Origin of the sequence: Massilia suwonensis (assembly GCF_042655665.1) — a bacterium.
Lineage (GTDB): Bacteria > Pseudomonadota > Gammaproteobacteria > Burkholderiales > Burkholderiaceae_D > Telluria > Telluria suwonensis.
Map to the genome: position 1 here is coordinate 2,550,563 of NZ_JBHSMR010000013.1, position 18,687 is coordinate 2,569,249.

The 18,687-nt window shown below is 63.8% G+C and carries 17 protein-coding genes; 7 read left to right on the forward strand and 10 right to left on the reverse strand.

Annotated features, from left to right (window positions below; genetic code table 11):
- The first annotated feature begins 71 nt into the window (after window positions 1–71).
- Window positions 72–1,532: a high affinity choline transporter 1 gene (locus tag ACFPQ5_RS19580; protein ID WP_379759669.1), complete on the forward strand. Its 1,461-nt coding sequence runs from the start codon at window positions 72–74 to the stop codon at window positions 1,530–1,532.
- A gap of 86 nt (window positions 1,533–1,618) precedes the next feature.
- On the opposite strand, the gene ACFPQ5_RS19585 is transcribed toward ACFPQ5_RS19580, so the two are convergent.
- From ACFPQ5_RS19585 to ACFPQ5_RS19595, 3 genes are all read right to left on the reverse strand, one after another.
- Window positions 1,619–3,061, reverse strand: coding sequence for an aspartate aminotransferase family protein (locus ACFPQ5_RS19585; RefSeq protein ID WP_379759672.1), 1,443 nt, complete (start codon window positions 3,059–3,061; stop codon window positions 1,619–1,621).
- A 37-nt stretch (window positions 3,062–3,098) separates the two neighbouring features.
- On the reverse strand, window positions 3,099–4,469 hold the full coding sequence (locus ACFPQ5_RS19590; RefSeq protein WP_379760169.1) for a glutamine synthetase family protein: 1,371 nt from the start codon (window positions 4,467–4,469) through the stop codon (window positions 3,099–3,101).
- 122 nt (window positions 4,470–4,591) lie between these two features.
- Window positions 4,592–5,350 carry a gamma-glutamyl-gamma-aminobutyrate hydrolase family protein gene (locus ACFPQ5_RS19595; protein ID WP_379759675.1) on the reverse strand — a complete coding sequence of 253 codons (759 nt, stop codon included), beginning with the start codon at window positions 5,348–5,350 and terminating at the stop codon, window positions 4,592–4,594.
- A 351-nt stretch (window positions 5,351–5,701) separates the two neighbouring features.
- On the opposite strand from ACFPQ5_RS19595, the gene ACFPQ5_RS19600 reads away from it, so the two are divergent.
- Complete coding sequence (locus ACFPQ5_RS19600; protein ID WP_379759678.1) at window positions 5,702–6,235, forward strand: PEP-CTERM sorting domain-containing protein; 534 nt, start codon at window positions 5,702–5,704, stop codon at window positions 6,233–6,235.
- Between the two features lie 4 nt (window positions 6,236–6,239).
- On the opposite strand, the gene ACFPQ5_RS19605 is transcribed toward ACFPQ5_RS19600, so the two are convergent.
- Together ACFPQ5_RS19605 and ACFPQ5_RS19610 are read right to left on the reverse strand one after the other, a co-directional pair.
- A complete protein-coding gene (locus ACFPQ5_RS19605) occupies window positions 6,240–7,613 on the reverse strand; it encodes a heavy metal sensor histidine kinase (protein WP_379759681.1) in 1,374 nt (457 codons plus the stop codon).
- Window positions 7,610–8,302 carry a heavy metal response regulator transcription factor gene (locus tag ACFPQ5_RS19610; RefSeq protein WP_379759684.1) on the reverse strand — a complete coding sequence of 231 codons (693 nt, stop codon included), beginning with the start codon at window positions 8,300–8,302 and terminating at the stop codon, window positions 7,610–7,612. The genes ACFPQ5_RS19605 and ACFPQ5_RS19610 overlap by 4 nt, the downstream gene beginning before the upstream one ends.
- A gap of 118 nt (window positions 8,303–8,420) precedes the next feature.
- On the opposite strand from ACFPQ5_RS19610, the gene ACFPQ5_RS19615 reads away from it, so the two are divergent.
- The 5 genes from ACFPQ5_RS19615 (at window position 8,421) to ACFPQ5_RS19635 (ending at window position 13,091) form a co-directional block, all read left to right on the forward strand.
- On the forward strand, window positions 8,421–8,915 hold the full coding sequence (locus ACFPQ5_RS19615) for a GlcG/HbpS family heme-binding protein (RefSeq protein WP_379759687.1): 495 nt from the start codon (window positions 8,421–8,423) through the stop codon (window positions 8,913–8,915).
- A gap of 23 nt (window positions 8,916–8,938) precedes the next feature.
- The gene (uraH, locus tag ACFPQ5_RS19620) at window positions 8,939–9,349 is read left to right on the forward strand and encodes a hydroxyisourate hydrolase (RefSeq protein WP_379759690.1); all 411 of its coding nucleotides are present in this window, start codon (window positions 8,939–8,941) and stop codon (window positions 9,347–9,349) included.
- A gap of 79 nt (window positions 9,350–9,428) precedes the next feature.
- Window positions 9,429–10,883, forward strand: coding sequence for an NADP-dependent succinate-semialdehyde dehydrogenase (gene gabD / locus ACFPQ5_RS19625; protein ID WP_379759693.1), 1,455 nt, complete (start codon window positions 9,429–9,431; stop codon window positions 10,881–10,883).
- Window positions 10,880–11,212: a DUF4844 domain-containing protein gene (locus ACFPQ5_RS19630; RefSeq protein WP_379759696.1), complete on the forward strand. Its 333-nt coding sequence runs from the start codon at window positions 10,880–10,882 to the stop codon at window positions 11,210–11,212. Before gabD ends, ACFPQ5_RS19630 begins: the two co-directional genes overlap by 4 nt.
- A 145-nt stretch (window positions 11,213–11,357) precedes the next feature.
- Window positions 11,358–13,091: a carboxylesterase/lipase family protein gene (locus ACFPQ5_RS19635; protein ID WP_379759699.1), complete on the forward strand. Its 1,734-nt coding sequence runs from the start codon at window positions 11,358–11,360 to the stop codon at window positions 13,089–13,091.
- Window positions 13,092–13,247: 156 nt separating this feature from the next.
- On the opposite strand, the gene ACFPQ5_RS19640 is transcribed toward ACFPQ5_RS19635, so the two are convergent.
- The 5 genes from ACFPQ5_RS19640 to grpE all read right to left on the reverse strand — a co-directional run bounded on the left by ACFPQ5_RS19640 (window position 13,248) and on the right by grpE (window position 18,262).
- A complete protein-coding gene (locus ACFPQ5_RS19640; protein WP_379759702.1) occupies window positions 13,248–13,622 on the reverse strand; it encodes a nucleotide pyrophosphohydrolase in 375 nt (124 codons plus the stop codon).
- A complete protein-coding gene (gene can / locus ACFPQ5_RS19645) occupies window positions 13,619–14,296 on the reverse strand; it encodes a carbonate dehydratase (RefSeq protein WP_379759705.1) in 678 nt (225 codons plus the stop codon). Before can ends, ACFPQ5_RS19640 begins: the two co-directional genes overlap by 4 nt.
- 158 nt (window positions 14,297–14,454) lie before the next feature.
- A complete protein-coding gene (gene dnaJ / locus ACFPQ5_RS19650) occupies window positions 14,455–15,582 on the reverse strand; it encodes a molecular chaperone DnaJ (RefSeq protein WP_379759708.1) in 1,128 nt (375 codons plus the stop codon).
- 104 nt (window positions 15,583–15,686) lie between these two features.
- Window positions 15,687–17,627: a molecular chaperone DnaK gene (gene dnaK / locus ACFPQ5_RS19655; protein WP_379759711.1), complete on the reverse strand. Its 1,941-nt coding sequence runs from the start codon at window positions 17,625–17,627 to the stop codon at window positions 15,687–15,689.
- Between the two features lie 98 nt (window positions 17,628–17,725).
- Window positions 17,726–18,262 carry a nucleotide exchange factor GrpE gene (grpE, locus tag ACFPQ5_RS19660; protein ID WP_379759714.1) on the reverse strand — a complete coding sequence of 179 codons (537 nt, stop codon included), beginning with the start codon at window positions 18,260–18,262 and terminating at the stop codon, window positions 17,726–17,728.
- Window positions 18,263–18,687: the final 425 nt, after the last annotated feature.

An 18,687-nucleotide genomic window follows, 5' to 3' on the forward strand; every position in this document is an offset into this window, starting at 1 on the left:
ACGAAGTTCTGCCGCTATAATCGCCGATTTTCCGCCCGAACATTTTTCACTCCGCCGGAGCTGTCATCAACATGAACTACACCTTGATTACCTGTGTCGTGATCTATTTGCTGGGCACGCTCGCGCTGGGAGTGTGGGCGGGTACGCGCATCAAGAATACCAGCGACTTCGCCGTGGCCGGCCGTAGCCTGCCCTTGATCATGGTGATTACGACGACTTTCGCCACCTGGTTCGGCGCCGAGACCGTGATGGGCGTGCCGGCGAAATTCGTGCAGGGCGGCCTGAACGCCGTCATCGAGGACCCGTTCGGCGCCGGCACCTGCCTGATCCTGGTCGGCCTGTTCTTTGCCACCAAACTCTATAAGCTGAACCTGCTGACCATCGGCGACTATTACCGCCAGCGCTACGGCAAGGGCATCGAGGTGTTCTGCTCGGTCGCCATCATCCTCAGCTACCTGGGCTGGGTGGCGGCGCAGATCACGGCGCTGGGCTTGGTGTTCTCGGTGCTGACCAATGGCGCGATGGCCCCGGCCGTGGGCATGGTGATCGGTACCCTGGCGGTGCTGATCTACGTCGTGGTCGGCGGCTTCCTGGCCGTCGCGCTGACCGACTTCATCCAGATGATCGTGCTGGTGATCGGCATGTCGATCATCGCCTTCTTCGCGGCCGACCTCGCCGGCGGCGCCGACCGCGTGCTCGGCATGGCGCAGCAGGCCGATCTGTGGCGCCTGTGGCCGGAGCCGACTTTTACCGACATCATCTTCTTCTTCGGCGCGGCCATCACGATGATGTTTGGCAGTATCCCGCAGCAGGACGTGTTCCAGCGCGTCATGTCGGCCAAGGACGCCCCGACCGCGCGCACCGGCGCGGTGATCGGCGGCGCCAGCTACATCCTGTTCGGTTTCGTGCCGATGTTCATCGTCGCCGCCGCGGTCGTGGTGATGGGCGACAATGCGATGGACATCGCCAAGAACGACTACCAGCGCCTGCTGCCGACTTTCGTGATGACGAAAATGCCGCTCATCATGCAGATCCTGTTCTTCGGCGCCCTGCTCTCGGCCATCAAGAGCACTTCGTCGGCCACGCTGCTGGCGCCATCGACCAGCTTTACGGAAAACATCCTCAAGAACCTGCGCCCGGGCATGAACGACAAGCAGCAGCTGTTCGCGATGCGCATGACCATCGTGATCTTCGCCGCACTGGTGCTGGCTTATGCGATCGCAATGGAGGGTACGTCGATCTATGAGCTGGTGTCCTCGGCCTACCAGGTGACCCTGGTCGCCGCCTTCGTGCCGCTGGTCATGGGCCTGTACTGGAAGCGCGCGACGACCCAGGGCGCGATCTTCTCGATCGCTGCGGGCCTGTTCGTGTGGATCCTGTTCTTCCCGCAGATTTCTTCGCTGGGCGAAGCTTTCCCGGGCCAGCTGGCCGGCTTGCTGGCGGCGTTTGCGGGCATGTTCGTCGGTTCGCTGGCGCCGCAGGTGCTCAAGAACCGCACCGAAGCGCCGAAGCATATCCAGGTGAACGCGTAAACGTAGGGTGGGCGCCCCGTGCCCACCAAAACGATGCGCTAACGCGGCGCATGCTCTTGGTGGGCACGGGGCGCCCACCCTACGTGTCACATCCAGCCGCGTGACCGCACGTCGGCCAGCGTCAGGTCCAGGCAGTCCCAAATCCGCAGCGCCATCTCGTCGATCTCCGCCTTGGTCATCACCAGCGGCGGCGCGACGATCATCCGGTCGCCGACCGCGCGCATGATCACCCCGTTGTCGAACATGTAGCCGCGGCACACCATGCCAACGTGCAGCGCAGGATCGAAGCGCACGCAGTCGTGCACGCTCGCCCCCTTCTCGCGCACCAGGTTCAGCCCCGCCACCATGCCGCAACTCTCGGCATGACCGACCAGCGGATGCGTCGCCAGCTCGGCGAACGCGGCCTTCAGATGCGGCCCCGTCTCCAGCGCCACCTTTTCCACGAGGCGTTCCTCGCGCAGGATGCGCAGGTTTTCCAGCGCCGCCGCGCAGGCGACCGGGTGGCCGGAATAGGTAAAGCCGTGATTGAAATCGCCGCCCTGCTCGACCAGCGCCTGCGCCACGCGCTTGCCCACCAATACGCCGCCGAGCGGCACGTAGCCGGAGGTGACGCCCTTGGCAAAACTGATCAGGTCGGGCCGCATGCCCATCAGTTCCGAGCCGAACCAGGTGCCGAGCCGCCCGAAGCCGCAGATGACCTCGTCGGCGACTAAGAGGATGCCGTACTTGTCGCAGATGCGCTGCACTTCCGGCCAGTAGGTCGGCGGCGGGATGATGACGCCGCCGGCGCCCTGCACCGGCTCGCCGATGAAGGCCGCGACCTTGTCCGGTCCGGCGGCCAGGATCTCGTCTTCCAGCCAGCCGGCCGCCACCAGGCCGAAGGCGTTCTCGCTCAGGCCCTGGCCGTGTTCGGCGTAGTGCGGCTGGCCGATGTGGCGGATGCCCGGAATCGGCAGCCCGCCCTGGGCATGCATGCCGGCCATGCCGCCCAGCGAAGCTCCGGCCATGGTGCTGCCGTGGTAGGCGTTGTGGCGGCTGATGATGACTTGCCGGTCGGGCTGGCCGAGGATGTCCCAGTAGCGCCGCACCATGCGGACAATGGTGTCGTTCGCTTCCGAGCCGGAGCCGGTGAAGAACACGTGGCTGAACTGCGGCGGCGCCAGGGCCACCAGTTCGGCCGCCAGGTGCACGGCCGGGACGTTGGTGGTGTTGAAAAAACTGTTATAGAAGGGCAGCGTTTCCATCTGGCGGTAGACCGCCTGCGAGATCGACGTACGGCCGTAACCCGCGTTCACGCACCATAGGCCCGACATGCCGTCGATCAGCTGGTGCCCTTCGGAATCCCACAAATAGACGCCCTGCCCGCGCACGATGACGCGCGCGCCGCGACTTCGCAGCGCCGCGTGATCGGTGAACGGGTGCAGGAAATGCGCCGCGTCGAGGTCCTGGATGGCGCGCGTGTCGAATGTTTCGACCGCGCGCGAAGCGTGCAGACTGGCGGCAAGCACCGCCGTTTCGTCGGTTGCCATGATGGCACCTCTTTTAGTTTAAAAAACCCTGGTTTGGTCAGACGTGCAATAGCAGGTGTTCGCGCTCCCATGGACTGATCACGGTCATGAACTCCTGGTGCTCGAGTTCCTTGATCGCGGAATAGACATCGATGAAACGGTCGCCCAGCACTTCGCGCAGGCGCGTTTCGTTACGCACCAGGTTCAGGGCTTCCGGCAAGCCTTGCGGCAGTTCGACCGGCATTTTGTAGGCGCTGCCCTCGACGATCGGGGTCGGCTCGAGCGCGTCGACCATGCCGAGGTAGCCGCAGGCCAGGGTCACAGCCAGGGCCAGGTAGGGGTTGGCGTCGGCGCCGATGATGCGGTTTTCGATGCGGCGGTCCTGGGCGCCGGAGACCGGTACACGGAAACCGACGGTGCGGTTGTCGATGCCCCACTGCAGGTTGATCGGCGCGGCCGTGTGGCGCACGATGCGGCGGTAGGAGTTCACGTAGGGCGCGACGATCGCCATCGCCGACGGCATATAGCGCTGCAGGCCGCCGATGTACTGGTGGAACAGCTTCGATTCATTGCCGTCCTCGCCGCTGAAGATGTTGCGCCCGGTTTTCACGTCGACCACGCTCTGGTGCACGTGCATCGCCGAGCCCGGCTCGCCCGCCATCGGCTTGGCCATGAAGGTGGCGTACATATCGTGCTTCAGGGCCGCTTCGCGCAGGGTGCGTTTAAAGTAGAACACCTTGTCGGCCAGGCCCAGCGGGTCGCCGTGCTGGAAATTGATTTCCATCTGGCCGGCGCCGATTTCGTGGATCAGGGTGTCGACGTCGAGGTTCATCAGGTCGCAGTAATCGTAGATGTCCTCGAACAGGGGATCGAATTCGTTGACGGCGTCGATGCTGTAGACCTGGCGGCTGGTTTCGGCGCGGCCGCTGCGGCCGATCGGCGCGGCCAGCGGCAGGTCCGGGTCGATGTTTTTCGCGGTCAGATAAAACTCGAGCTCGGGCGCGACCAGCGGCTTCCAGCCCTTCTCCGCATATAGTTTCAGCACGCGGCGCAGCACCGAGCGCGGCGCGAAGTCGACCAGCTCGCCGTCGGCGAAGTAGCAGTCGTGGATCACCTGCGCGGTCGGATCGACGGCCCACGGCACCATCGTGATGGTGGTCGGGTCGGCCTTTAAAATCATGTCGCGGTCGGTGCTGGAAATGGCCTTGTCGTAGGCCTCGTCGCCGACCGGCGAATTGCCGGTGACGGTCATGCCGAGCACGGCTTCCGGCAGGCGCATGCCGCGCTCTTCGGTGAACTTAACCCGGGGCAGGATCTTGCCGCGGGCAACGCCGGTCAGGTCGGGGACCAGGCATTCGATTTCGGTGACGCGCTTGGCATTGAGCCACTCGTCCATGTCGGTGTAAGAAAAGTTCTCGCGGATTGCCATCATTGCCTCTCTGTTGTTCGAAGTCGCAAGGACGCGACGCGCGTCCCGCACGTGGGGAGAGAACGAGGCAAGCTAGGGAACGGCGCGCGCCACCCAGCGCATTTCCCACTGCGCGGCGGCACTCATGATCGTCCCTGCTTTTTGGCGCGGTAGTCGCGGCAGGCCTGGCCGAAGGCGCCGAACATCTTCATGGAATACGGATTGTGCGTGATGCGCCATTCCGGGTGCCATTGCACCGCCAGCGTGAAGCCGGGCGCGGCGCCGACCGAGAAGGCTTCCACCAGGCCGTCTTCGGCGGTCGCTTCGACCACCAGGCCCGGCGCCAGTTCGTTGACGCCCTGCCCGTGCAGCGAATTGACGGGGATTTCGTCAGCGCCGACGATACCGTGCAGCATGCCGCCCTGGACCAGCGTGATCTTGTGGGCGTCGCCGTATTGCTCGTCCATGCCGAGTTCGGGGTTTTCGCGGTGGTCGAATTTGCCTTCGACCAGTTGCACCGCCTGGTGCAGCGAGCCACCCAGGGCCACGTTCATCTCCTGGAAACCGCGGCAGATCGCAATGATCGGGATGCCCCGTCCGACCGCCGCCCGGATCAGCGGCAAGGTCGTTTCGTCGCGCGCCGGGTCTTGCGGCAGCGAAGGGTCGAGCACCTCTTCGGAGTAATAGCTGGGGTGAACGTTCGACGCCGAACCGGTCAGCATGATGCCATCGCACAGCTGCAGCATCGTCTCCAGATCCAGCGACTTGCCGAGGGACGGCAGGATCATGGGCGCGCAGTCGGCGCCAAGGACGATGGCGTCGACATACTTGTGCTGGGCCGCGTGATACGGATGTTCGCCGAAATCACGCGTGCATGCTGGAACGATGACGATGGGGCGCATGGTGTCTACCTTGTCGTGAGCGCACTGAGACCATCATACGAGCAATCTGGTCCGAGCGCGAGAGGCCATTAATCCAGATCAAACACGGTGCTTTTACTGCGCAAACAGCGTGCGGATCTGCTAACAAATTCGCGGTTTCATGGCAAAAGGGTAACGTTAACTGAAGAAGGGTGCCAACACGAACGGGCGCCACGGTTCTGTTGCGAGCGTTGCGTTACTGTCGGGAAGTTTTACAGAACAGATGCCTGCCGCATGCCTGCGTAGGCACAAGTGCTTGAAAGTAGAGGAAATTTACTTTTTGGCATGCTAATTGCTATAAGTAAAATATTCTTATACTTTATAAAACATCTCATGAATGTCCTGAAAAAACTCGCTGCCGCCGCTTTCCTGAGCCTCGGCCTCAGCTCTGCCGCCCACGCGACTTTTATCCCCGGCACCTACGTCACCACCTTCACGCCGTACACCCATACCTTTACTTACGCGCAGCCGGGCAACACGAAGATCGACTGGGTCCGCCTGTCGCTGTTCGTTTCCGATCCGATCGACTACCTGCCCTGGACCACGACGCAGGAAGTGCTGACCGTGAAAGCCGACGGCTTGCTGGTTGACACGATCAGCAACATCAGCGCCGGCGGCAAGGCGTACACCTATGAGCTGGCGCCGGACCTGCTCAGCGACGGCAAGCTCGCGGTGTCCTTCAGCCTGGGCTGCAACCGCGGATGGTTCGGCAGCTGCGCCCTCCAGGACGCCTGGCTGAATTCGGTCGACATCACGGTCGAGACCTCGCCGCTCGCCGTGCCTGCCGAAGTTCCGGAGCCGGCAACGCTGCTGACGCTGGGCGCCGGCCTGCTGGGCCTGATGGCAAGCCGGCGCCGTCGCAGCTGACTGGCTAGTTAGCCGGAAACAGAAGTACGAAGCTTGTCGTGGCGGCCGTGCTGCGCACTTCGGCACGGCCGCCATGCAAGGCCATGATGGCGCCGACGATCGACAAGCCGAGTCCGGTCGATCCTCCCGCCGCGCCGCGCGCTGCATCGGCCCGGTAGAAGCGCTCGAACAGGTGCGGCAAGTCGCGCGGATCGATCGGCGCTCCCGTATTCGTCACCTTCAATTCGGTCCAGCCCGGCTGTGTGCCGGTTTCCAGCCGCACGATGCTGCCCGGCTCGGCGTGGCGGATCGCGTTCGACAGCAGGTTGGCCAGCGCCCGGCGCAGCAGCTGGGCATCGGCTTGCACGACGCCGCTGCCGGCGCAGGCCAGCCTGAGCTCGCGCTCTTCGGCCATGCCCTCAAAAAATTCCGCCATGCGGGCGAACTCGTCCTCGATCGCAAGCAGCTGGCGCACCGGCACCACGTCTTCCTGCTGCGCGCGCGCCAGGAACAGCATGCTGTCGACCATGCGCGACAGGCGTTCGAGTTCTTCCACGTTCGAGGCCAGCAACTCCTCGTACTCGCCGGGGCTGCGCCGCTGCGCCAGCGCGACCTGGGTCTGGCCCAGCAGGTTGTTGACCGGCGTGCGGAATTCGTGCGCCAGGTCGGCGGAAAAACCGGACAGGCGCGTATAGCCGTCGTGCAGGCGCGCCAGCATCGCATTCAGGGCAGTAATCAGGGGCTGCAGTTCGCTGGGCGCGCTGACACTGTCGAGCTGGCTGTCGAGCCGTCCGGGGCGCACCAGGGCGGCGTGAGCCGCGATCGCACGTAGCGGCCGCAAACCGCGCACCAGCATCAGGGAAGCCAGCAGGCCCGCCAGCAGGGCCGCCGCCGCGCAGGCCAGCACGATCTGGTGGCGGTAGCGCGCAAACATGGCCGTACGGTCGGCATACACCCGCGCCACGACGATACGCACTGGCTGCCCGCCCAGCCGGGCACTGCCGGAGACGACCTGGGCAGGCGCGCCGGCGCGGCTGGTCCAGGTCAGGACCGGCGTCTGCTCCGCCCTCTCGGCGAGCGAAGGCACCGGATAGCGCTCGTCCAACGGATTGATGTCGAGCAGCAGGCGGCCGTCGGCATCGAGGATGCGTACCAGCGCATTTTCCTGTCCGCTCATCGTGTCGCGGAAATATTGTGGGCGCTCGTGCAGCAGGACCTGCGCATCCTGTGTGCCGAGCAATTGTTGAACCTGGCGCAGCTTGCCGCGCAGCGCGATCTCGTCGCGGCGCAGGATTTCTCCGGTAAAGGCGTGATACAGGTAGAGGCCCAGTCCCGCCGCGCTGGCAGCCACGATCAGCACGAACGCCAGACTGACACGCAGGGTCAGTGAACCCTTCACGCGGACGGCTCCGCCTGCGCTTCGCAGACATAGCCCATGCCGCGCCGCGTATGGATCAGCTTGAGGTCGAAGGGATCGTCGATCTTGCGGCGCAGGCGCCGGATCGCGGCGTCGATGACGTTGGTGTCGCTGTCGAAGTTCATGTCCCACACCGCCGATGCGATCAGGGAGCGCGACAGCACTTGCCCCTGGCGCCGCGCCAGCAGGTGCAGCAAATTGAATTCCTGGGCCGTCAGCGCGATCGCCTTGCCCTGGCGTTTGACGCTGCGGGCGATCACGTCGATCTCCATGTCGCCCACGCGCAGCAAGTCGTCCTCGCGCACCGGGGCGCGCCGCAACAAGGTACGGATGCGGGCCACCAATTCGACGAAGGCGAAGGGTTTGACCAGGTAATCGTCAGCGCCCAATTCGAGCCCTTTTACGCGGTCCTGCACCTCGTCGCGCGCGGTCAGGAACAGCACCGGCAGCCTGGCCGTCGCCACATTCGCGCGCAAGGCGGCCAGCACTTCCCAGCCGTTCATACGCGGCAACATGACGTCGAGCACGACCAGGTCCACCTCTTCCTCGCCGGCGATGTGCAGGCCGTCGCGGCCGTTGCGCGCGAGGCTGGCCTTAAAACCGGACTCGCGCAGGCCGCGCTGCAGGTAGTCGCCGGCCTTCGGTTCGTCTTCGATGATGAGGATGTGCATGAGAACGCATTCTAAGCTGCGCGCACGCGCCCGAACATGACGGAATTGTCATCTTCGCGTCACGCGCGTGTCGGGCAGGCGCCTCTACAGTAGCCCTGTTACCGAACGAAGGAATTCCATGGTCAAGCCCACCCTGGCGCTGTGCGCCGCCCTGCTCGCCCAGCCGGCCTTTGCCGCCCTGCCCCAGGTCACCGACCTGTCGCTCGATGCCGCCAACCGCCTCGCTGGCGCCGCAATCGCCGCCTGCGCTGCGCAAGGCCGCGCCATCGTCGTCTCCGTCGTCGACCGCGGCGGCAACCTGGTCGTCGTCCAGCGCGCCGACGGCGTCGGCCCGCATAACACCGAAGCCAGCCGCCGCAAGGCGTACACGGCTTTATCGACCCGCAGCGCAACGCTCGACCTGGCGCGCAATGCTGCCGCAGAGCCCGACACGCGCAACCTGGCCTCCCTGCCCGAACTCCTGCTGCTCGGCGGCGGCGTGCCGCTGCGTGTGGAAGACCAGGTCGTCGGCGCCATCGGCGTGGCTGGTGGCGGTGGCGCGCGCAACGACCATGCCTGCGCATTGGCAGCAGTCTCCACGCTTGCCGCATTCGAACGGCCATCCATCAACTGAATTTTTTATCGAAGGAATCCACAATGAAAAACATCACCCGCATCCTCCTCGGCGCCACCCTGGCGAGCGCCTCCCTGCTAGCCGCCGCGGCGGACAACCCGCTCAGCGTCCACATCCTCGACCTGCAGAGCGGCAAGCCGACCGCCGGGGTCGCCGTGAGCCTCGAGCAGCGCGACGGCCAGGCCTGGCGCGCCCTCGGCAATGCCGTCACCGATGCCCAGGGCCGCGTGCGCGCGCTCTACCCGGCCGGCAAGCCGATCAGCAAGGGCGTCTACCGGATCGTCTTCAACACCGGCGAACACTATGCGCGCCTGCGCCAGCCGACCTTCTTCGAGCAGATCCCGGTCGAATTCAAGATCGACGATACGGCCCAGCACTACCACATCCCCTTGCTGCTGAGCCCTTACGGCTACTCGACCTACCGCGGCAACTGAGCCGTCCCGCCCGGGGCAAACGCGGCGAAAAAGGTCTACCATGTGGTATCGAACGTGTCTGAATACTAACGAGGATCCCATGCTGACTCTGAAAGACCCGACCCTGCTGCGCCAGCAAGCCTATATCGACGGCGCGTGGTGCGATGCCATTGAGACCGCCACCGTCGACGTGATCAATCCGGCGACCGGCGAGAAGCTGGGCACGGTGCCGCACATGGGTGCGCAGGAAACCCGGCGCGCGATCGAGGCGGCCGCCGCGGCCTGGCCGGCCTGGCGCAAGAAGACGGCGCGCGAGCGTGCCCTCATCCTGCGCAAGTGGAACGACCTGATGCTGGAAAACGCCGACGACCTGGCGCTCCTGATGACGGCCGAACAGGGCAAGCCATTGGCCGAGGCCAAGGGCGAAGTGGCCTACGCCGCCTCCTTCTTCGAGTGGTTCGGCGAGGAAGCGAAACGGGTCGCCGGCGAGACGATCCAATCGCCCTGGCCGGACCGCCGCATCGTCGTCACCAAGGAGCCGATCGGCGTCTGCGCAGCGATCACGCCGTGGAATTTTCCGGCTGCGATGATCACCCGTAAGGTCGCACCGGCGCTGGCCGCCGGCTGTCCGATCGTCCTGAAGCCTGCGGAATTGACGCCGTACTCCGCGCTGGCCCTCGCCGTGCTGGCCGAGCGTGCCGGCGTTCCCAAGGGCGTGTTCAGCGTCGTGATCGGCGATGCGAAAGCGATCGGCGGCGAAATGACGAGCAACCCGACGGTCCGCAAGCTCAGCTTCACCGGATCGACCGCCGTCGGCCGTCTGCTGATGGAGCAATGCGCGCCGACGATCAAGAAAGTCTCGCTGGAACTGGGCGGCAACGCCTCCTTCATCGTCTTCGACGACGCCGACATCGACGCCGCCGTCGAGGGTGCGATTGCCTCCAAATACCGCAATGCCGGCCAGACCTGCGTCTGCGCCAACCGGATCTACGTGCAGGACGGCGTCTACGAGGAATTCGCACAGAAGCTGGTCGCGGCCGTAGGCAAGCTGAAGGTCGGCAACGGCGTCGAGGCGGGCGTCAACCAGGGGCCGCTGATCGAAGAGAAGGCCGTGGTAAAAGTCGAGCAGCACATCGCCGACGCGTTGAGCAAGGGCGCGCGCCTGCTGCTGGGCGGCAAGCGCCACGAACTCGGCCACAGCTACTTCCAGCCAACCGTGCTGGCCGACGTCAGCGCGGATATGGCGGTCGCGCGCGAAGAAACCTTTGGACCGCTGGCGCCGCTCTTCCGCTTCAAGACCGAAGACGAGGTAATTGCCATGGCCAACGATACCGAGTTCGGCCTGGCCTCCTATTTCTATTCGCGCGACATCGGCCGCGTCTGGCGCGTGGCCGAGCAGATCGAGACCGGGATGGTGGGCGTGAACACCGGCCTGATTTCGACCGAGGTTGCGCCTTTTGGGGGCGTCAAGCAGTCGGGCCTGGGGCGCGAGGGGTCGATCTACGGCATGGACGACTACCTGGTCGTGAAATACATCTGCATGGGAGGCGTGTGACGCGTGATCCGCTGGCGGCGGTCGTCGACGCTCCGCTGTTCATCGTGCCGCGGGTGCTCGACAGGTTACGGGCCTATCGCGGGCAGCCGCGTCTTGCGAGCCTTGCCGGCGCGGGCGCACAGCTGGATGCGCTGCTCGACCGGCTGCTCGACGGCGTGGCGGCGCACCCGACCAAGTTCTGGGTCCTGCAGCAGTTTCAGCGCGCGCTGCAGGCGGTCGAGGACGAGGACCGTGAAGCGCGCAAGCAGTTCCGCAGCGCGCTCGAGCAGCTGATGGACATCCTCGGCATCGGCAGTTCCGACGGCGTCCTCGGCCCCGACCATCGCTGATTCCCGCTTTCTTATTCACGCTGCATGGCGCAGCCCTTTAGGCGCCCTCTCTCGCTCCGCGCTGTTCAATAAGCCGCTATGATCAATTGATCGCGATCAATTGACCAGTCGCGCCACGAACAGCCAACGAACCAGGAGACACGCAGTGAACAAGAAAGCGCCGCTTCGCCCCCGTTCCCTTACACCCCTGCTCGCGTCGAGCGTCGCCGTGCTGCTTGCCGCATGCGGCGGCAGCGACAAGGACACGGCGCCGCCCTCGCGCGTCGCGATGGATGTCGTGCGCACCGCCGGCGGCGAAGTCCGCGCCGTCGACCGCCTCGGCATGCGCAGCTATTTCGCGATTCCCTTCGCGGCGCCTCCCGTCGGCGAGCGGCGCTGGCAAGCGCCGGCGCCGGCCCAGCCGTGGACGACGACGCTGGCCGCGACGAAATCGGCGGCGCCCTGCCTGCAAACCAGCGCCAGCCCCTTCCGCCTGTCCGGCGACAGCGAAGACTGCCTCTACCTCGACGTGCACGCGCCGACCGGACTCGGTCCCTTCCCGGTCATGGTCAACCTGCATGGCGGCGCCTTCAATACTGGCGGCGCCTCGGTGTATGCCGATCCCTCGCCCCTCGTCACCAAGGGCGTGATCGTGGTGAACGTGGCCTATCGCCTGGGCGCCATGGGCTTCCTTGCGCACCCGACGCTGGCGCAGGACGGCGCCGCCGGCAACTACGGCATCATGGACCAGCAGGCTGCCTTGAAATGGGTACAGGACAATATCGTCCAGTTCGCGGGCGACAAGAACAACGTCACCGTGTTCGGCGAGTCGGCCGGCGGTTTCAGCGTCATGACGCACCTGGCTTCTCCCGGTTCAAAGGGCCTGTTTAACAAGGCGATGATCCAGAGCGGCAACTACGGCAACGACCGTCAATTGAGCGCAGCGCAAATGGGGGCAGTCAGCCAGTCCATCGTCGACACGGCGATCAATGCCGCGACGGCTGCCGGCGTCACCGGCATCAATTGCGCTCCGGGCGCCGTCACGGCCGCCTGCCTGCGCAGCCTGCCCGAGCCCGTAATCCGCACTTATCTCGCGAATGCGATCAGCACGGCGCTTCCGATCATGGTGCCCTCGGTGGACGGCAAGGTGCTGCCGAAGTCGGTCAAGGCGACCTTCGCCGCCGGCGAGAACATCAAGGTGCCGACTGTGAACGGCACCAACGAGGACGAGTACGCGCTGTACATCGCCATCAACGAAGCCGGGCGCCGTGCCGCGGCATCGAACTTCGATCCGGCCAACACCAGCTTCTCGCTGCCCGCTGCCGGCTATGCGCCGACGATTGCCGGCCTGACCGCGGGCACCGGCATCGACGTCAACGTGGTCATCGCGAACTTCTATCCGCTGTCGAATTACGGCAGCAATCCGGCCACCCAGCCGAGCCTGGCGGCCTCCGCGCTGGCGACCGATCTCGGCTTCTCCTGCCCGGCCCTGCGCACCTCGCAGCGCATCGCCGCGCAGGGTTCGCCGGTGTACATGTACGAGTTCCGCGACCAGACAGCCTTGCCGACGGTCGGTGTGGCCAATGGCAAGTACTACCTGAGCTTCCCTCAGGGCGCGGCGCACTCGTATGACCTGCAGTACCTGTACAACCTGGGCGACCTCGGCAACGAGGAACGGCGCGCGCTGCAGGCGGCGATGACGCGCTACTGGAGCAATTTTGCGAAGACGGGGAATCCGAACAGCGGGGGCAGCGTGCCGGCAGAGTGGCCGGCGTTTACCACGACGGACAATCGGGTTTTGGGGCTGGATGTGGCGTCGGGCGGAGGAGTAAAAGCTTTGACTACTTTCGATGCGGCTCACCAGTGCAGTAGCGCGTGGAGCAGGATTGTGGCGTTTTGATGGGTGTGTAGTTGTAGGGTGGGCACTCTGTGCCCACGCGGTACGAGTACGTTAATAATCGCGGCCAACGCAAATGACAGGTGCGTAACGCGTGGGCACGGGGTGCCCACCCTACGGTACACCAGCGTCATGGGCATTGTTCGGCGAAGCGATAAATCAAACGTCCTTGTACTCGTAATATTTGCGCGCGTCGCCGCGCACTTTGTCGGCGGGATACTTGGCGCGGTTGAGGACCATCTTTTCCTCGACCGCCGCCATCAGGTCGACGTCGAGCTTGTCAGCCAGGCGCACGAGATAAACCAGGACATCAGCCATCTCGTGGCGCACTTGCACCAGCTTGTCGTCACCGAGCTCGTCGATGCGCCCATGCTGCAGCCACTGGAAATGTTCCAGCAGCTCGGCTGCCTCGACCGATAAGGCCGAGGACAGATTCTTCGGTGTATGGAACTGATCCCAGTCGCGCTCGTCCACAAAAGTGCGCACCAGCTCGCGCAGCCGGGCCAGGTCGCCCTGCCCTGCTTCGGAGCTCACAGTTCCTCGCCGCGGTCGCGGTAGCCGTCCAGCACCACCTCGAGCTTCGGGGCGATCTCTTCGAAACTGCTGACGGTGATGCCGAGGTCGCGCAGCAGGCCGTCGTGCACGCCGTAGACCCAGCTGTGGATGGTCAACGGCTGGCCGCGCTCCCAGGCGTCGCGCACGATCGTCGTGTGGGCGACATTGATGACCTGCTCGGCCACGTTCAGTTCGACCAGGCGGTTGGTGGCCGACACGCCGGCCACGTTGCCGAGGTATTTGCCGTGCTTTTCGCGCACGTCGCGCACGTGGCCGAGCCAGTTGTCGGCCAGGCCGACGCGGGTATTGGTGAGCGCCGCATGCACGCCGCCGCAGCCGTAGTGGCCGCAGATGATGATGTGCTTGACCTTCAGGACGTCGACCGCGAACTGCAGCACGGAGAGGCAGTTCAGGTCCGAGTGCACGACCACGTTGGCGATGTTCCGGTGCACGAACAGTTCGCCCGGCGCCATGCCGAGCAGTTCGTTGGCCGGCACGCGGCTGTCCGAGCAGCCGATCCACAGGTATTCCGGCGCCTGCTGCGAGGCCAGGTCCTTGAAAAAGCCCGGGTCTTCTTCGACCATCGATGCGGCCCATTTACGGTTGCGCTCGAAGAGATCGACAGCCGTCAGGCCGGTCGGTGTTTTCGCCATTCAAATTCTCCTGCTGAAGGAAAGCGCGTCGGGCGCCATTCCGTGAAGTTTGGTGAGAATCCAGTATTGTAAACGCAACACTGCGTTTTGACTGGCTAGGTACAGACATGAAAAAACCGCCGGAGGCTGGCGCCGCCCGGCGGTTTCGATAGGAGGACTTACTCGAAGAAATCCTTGACCTTGTCCATCCAGCCCTTGCTTTGCGGGCTGTGCTTGGCGCCACCTTCGTTGGTGAGACGATCGAACTCGCGCAGCAGATCCTTCTGCTTTTCCGTCAGTTTCACCGGGGTCTCGACGATCATGTGGCAGAACAGGTCGCCCGCATAACCGGAACGCACGCCCTTGATGCCTTTACCTTTGAGACGGAAAGTCTTGCCGGTCTGCGTACCTTCCGGCACCGTGAACGAGACCTTGCCGGTCAAGGTCGGCACTTCGATCTCGCCACCCAGGGCCGCTTTCGAGAACGAGATCGGCATTTCGCAGTGTAAATCGTCGCCTTCGCGCTGGAACACGCTGTGCGGCTTGATGTGGATCTCGACGTACAAATCTCCCGACGGACCGCCGTTCGTGCCCGGCTCGCCGTTGCCGGTCGAGCGGATGCGCATGCCGTTGTCGATACCGGCCGGAATCTTGACTTCCAGCGTCTTGTTGCGCTTGATGCGGCCGGCGCCCGAGCACGATGGGCACGGTTCCGGAATCATCTTGCCGCTGCCGTGGCACTTCGGGCAGGTCTGCTGGATGCTGAAGAAACCCTGCTGCATGCGCACCTGGCCGTGGCCGGCGCAGGTGGTGCAGGTGACGGGCTGCGTGCCCGGCTTGGCGCCGCTGCCGTGGCAGGTGTCGCACTTGTCCCAGCTCGGCACGCGGATGGTCGTGTCGAAGCCGTTGGCCGCCTGTTCCAGCGTGATCTCGAGGTTGTAGCGCAGGTCGGCGCCGCGGTAGACCTGGGGGCCACCGCCGCCGCGCCCGCCACGGCCGCCGCCGAAGATGTCGCCGAAGATATCACCGAAGGCATCGCCGAAACCGCCGGCACCGAAGCCGCCTCCGCCGCCCATGTTCGGGTCGACGCCGGCGTGACCGTAACGGTCATAGGCCTCGCGCTTCTCCGGATTGGTCAGCATCTCGTAGGCCTCTTTGACCTCCTTGAACTTCTCCTCCGCTTCCTTGTTGTCAGGGTTGCGATCCGGATGGTACTTCATCGCCAGCTTGCGATAGGACTTCTTGATCTCTTCTTCCGAAGCACCTTTTGCGACCCCAAGGATCTCGTAAAAATCACGCTTTGCCATTTGGCACCTTGCTGTTATTTACTTAACACATCTGTATGAGCAAAAAAACCGAGCCGCGAACCTTTTTGGGATTCATCGGCTCGGCCGTTACACGCGCTATTAAATTACTTCGCGTCTTTGACTTCTTTAAAATCGGCATCGACGACGTCGTCAGCCTGGGCCGACGAATCCGCACCGCCAGCCTGCTGGCCTTCGGCACCCGCGCCACCTGCCTGCTGTGCCTGCATGTCGGCGTACATCTTCTCGCCCAGCTTTTGCGCAGCGGTCGACAGGGCGGCCGTCTTGTTGTCGATGTCGGCCTTGTCGCCCGACTTGATCGCGCCTTCCAGGTCGTTGATGGCGGCTTCGATCTTTTCCTTCTCGCCCGCTTCCAGCTTGTCGCCGTATTCGGTCAGCGACTTGCGGGTCGAGTGGACCAGCGCGTCGGCCTGGTTGCGCGACTCGGCCAGTTCCTTGACCTTCTTGTCTTCTTCGGCGTTCAGCTCGGCGTCCTTCACCATCTTCTGGATTTCGTCCTCGGTCAGGCCCGAGTTCGCCTTGATGGTGATCTTGTTTTCCTTGCCGGTGGCCTTGTCCTTCGCGCCGACGTGCAGGATGCCGTTGGCGTCGATGTCGAAGGTCACTTCGATCTGCGGGGTGCCGCGTGGTGCCGGCGGGATGCCCTCGAGATTGAATTCGCCCAGACCCTTGTTGCCGGCCGCGATTTCACGCTCGCCCTGGTACACCTTGATGGTCACTGCCGGCTGGTTGTCGTCGGCGGTCGAGAACACCTGCGAGAACTTGGTCGGAATCGTGGTGTTCTTGTGAATCATCTTGGTCATCACGCCGCCCAGGGTTTCGATACCCAGCGACAGCGGGGTCACGTCCAGCAGCAGCAAGTCCTTGCGCTCGCCCGACAGGACCGAACCCTGGATCGCGGCGCCGACGGCGACGGCTTCGTCCGGGTTCACGTCCTTGCGTGGATCCTTGCCGAAGAACTCCTTCACTTTTTCCTGCACCTTCGGCATGCGGGTCATGCCGCCGACCAGGATGATGTCGTCGATGTCCGAAACCTTGACGCCCGCATCCTTGATAGCGGTGCGGCATGGCTCGATGGTCTTGGCGATCAGTTCTTCGACCAGCGACTCCAGCTTGGCGCGGGTGATCTTCAGGTTCAGGTGGACCGGCGCGCCGTTCGCCATGGCGATGTAGGGCTCGTTGATCTCGGTCTGCTGCGACGACGACAGTTCGATCTTCGCGCGCTCGGCCGATGCCTTGATGCGCTGCAGGGCGATCGCGTCTTTCGACAGGTCGAGGCCGTTGATCTTGCGGAATTCGTCGATGATGTAGTCGATGATGCGCTGGTCGAAGTCTTCGCCGCCAAGGAAGGTGTCGCCGTTGGTCGACAGCACTTCGAACTGCTTCTCGCCGTCCACATCCGCGATCTCGATGATCGAGACGTCGAAGGTGCCGCCGCCGAGGTCATACACAGCGATCTTGCGGTCGCCCTTGTCGGTCTTGTCCAGGCCGAAAGCCAGTGCGGCCGCGGTCGGCTCGTTGATGATGCGCTTGACGTCCAGGCCCGCGATACGGCCGGCATCCTTGGTTGCCTGGCGCTGCGAGTCGTTGAAGTAGGCCGGCACCGTGATGACGGCTTCGGTCACTTCTTCGCCGAGGTAGTCTTCGGCGGTCTTCTTCATCTTGCGCAGGACTTCAGCCGAGATCTGCGGCGGAGCCAGCTTCTTGTCGCGCACGCCGACCCACGCATCGCCGTTGTCGGCTTTGGTGATCGCGTACGGCATCAGCGAGATGTCTTTCTGGACTTCCTTTTCGTCGAACTTGCGGCCGATCAGGCGCTTGACGGCGAACAGGGTGTTTTTTGGATTGGTGACGGCCTGGCGTTTCGCCGGGGCGCCAACGAGGATCTCGCCATCTTCCTGGTAAGCGATGATCGACGGGGTGGTACGCGCGCCTTCCGCGTTTTCGATGACCTTAGGCTGGCCATTTTCCATGATCGCGACGCACGAGTTGGTGGTGCCCAGGTCAATACCGATGATTCTGCCCATGATTGTTATCCTTTAATGCGTAAGTTTTAGATGTTTTAAATATTGGGAAAAACTACGTGCTTTCAAGGGTCATTGCCGTCAAGCACACTGAATTTTTCTTATTTTGGTGCCGCTGCGGTCACGATGGCCGGGCGCAGCAGGCGGTCGGCAATCATGTAACCCTTTTGCAGCACGCTGACCACGGTATTGGCTTCCTGGTCGGCCGGCACGACGGCCACGGCCTGGTGCTTGTTCGGATCGAGCTTGTCGCCCTGTTGCGGCATCACTTCGACCAGGCGGTTCTTTTCGAACGCGGCGGTGAGCTGCTTGAGGGTCATCTCGACGCCTTCCTTGATCGATTCGACCGTCGGCGCTTCGACCTTCAGCGCCATCTCGAGACTGTCGCGCACCGGCACCATGGCCTCGGCAAAGCTCTCGATCGCGAATTTGTGGGCTTTACTGACGTCTTCCTGGGCGCGGCGGCGGATGTTCTCGGCGTCGGCCTTGGCACGCATGAAAGCGTCGTGCATTTCAGCCAGCTTGGCTTCGGTCGCGCTCAGCTGTTCTTCGAGGCCTGGCTCTGCGGCGGCTTGAGCAGCGGGAGCGGCGTCGCCCTCCGGCTGGGGAATCACCTCTGGATTTTCTTGATCTTGCATCGAAAACACTCCTGAAATCAAATACTTGGCTGAATAATTGGACGAGTACTGCTTGTCGTACAGCGCCGCATATGGGGCGATCTCCTACAAATTCAAGGGGTATTGCAAGGCCGTCAGCAGAAATCCTGATAACAATTGTTACAAGATTTACCGATGAGGTAAGCCTTCCCCGGGCCGGACGCTCTACCATTCTTGCAACGCATCAGAGCATGCGAAGAACAAGAACCAGGGCCAAGGGAGCCATCATGAAATTGCGATTGATCAGCAGCGCCGTCGTGGTCTACACCGCGCTTGCAGTGGCGTGCATCTGCTACGCCGGGGTGTAGAGCACGCCGTCAAAACATGCCATTTTAACAGGTCGGCTACGCCGACCGGCAGGCTGGGCCTCGGTGCCCCCGCGGTCCCTCGTAGGCTGGGCGTGTTTC

Bases quoted from the DNA above. Each gene is read 5' to 3' on its own strand.
- ACFPQ5_RS19580 (WP_379759669.1), top strand. From the start codon at position 72: ATGAACTACACCTTGATTACCTGTGTCGTGATCTATTTGCTGGGCACG.
- ACFPQ5_RS19585 (WP_379759672.1), bottom strand. From the start codon at position 3,061: ATGGCAACCGACGAAACGGCGGTGCTTGCCGCCAGTCTGCACGCTTCG.
- ACFPQ5_RS19590 (WP_379760169.1), bottom strand. From the start codon at position 4,469: ATGGCAATCCGCGAGAACTTTTCTTACACCGACATGGACGAGTGGCTC.
- ACFPQ5_RS19595 (WP_379759675.1), bottom strand. From the start codon at position 5,350: ATGCGCCCCATCGTCATCGTTCCAGCATGCACGCGTGATTTCGGCGAA.
- ACFPQ5_RS19600 (WP_379759678.1), top strand. From the start codon at position 5,702: ATGAATGTCCTGAAAAAACTCGCTGCCGCCGCTTTCCTGAGCCTCGGC.
- ACFPQ5_RS19610 (WP_379759684.1), bottom strand. From the start codon at position 8,302: ATGCACATCCTCATCATCGAAGACGAACCGAAGGCCGGCGACTACCTG.
- ACFPQ5_RS19615 (WP_379759687.1), top strand. From the start codon at position 8,421: ATGGTCAAGCCCACCCTGGCGCTGTGCGCCGCCCTGCTCGCCCAGCCG.
- uraH (WP_379759690.1), top strand. From the start codon at position 8,939: ATGAAAAACATCACCCGCATCCTCCTCGGCGCCACCCTGGCGAGCGCC.
- gabD (WP_379759693.1), top strand. From the start codon at position 9,429: ATGCTGACTCTGAAAGACCCGACCCTGCTGCGCCAGCAAGCCTATATC.
- can (WP_379759705.1), bottom strand. From the start codon at position 14,296: ATGGCGAAAACACCGACCGGCCTGACGGCTGTCGATCTCTTCGAGCGC.
- dnaJ (WP_379759708.1), bottom strand. From the start codon at position 15,582: ATGGCAAAGCGTGATTTTTACGAGATCCTTGGGGTCGCAAAAGGTGCT.
- dnaK (WP_379759711.1), bottom strand. From the start codon at position 17,627: ATGGGCAGAATCATCGGTATTGACCTGGGCACCACCAACTCGTGCGTC.
- grpE (WP_379759714.1), bottom strand. From the start codon at position 18,262: ATGCAAGATCAAGAAAATCCAGAGGTGATTCCCCAGCCGGAGGGCGAC.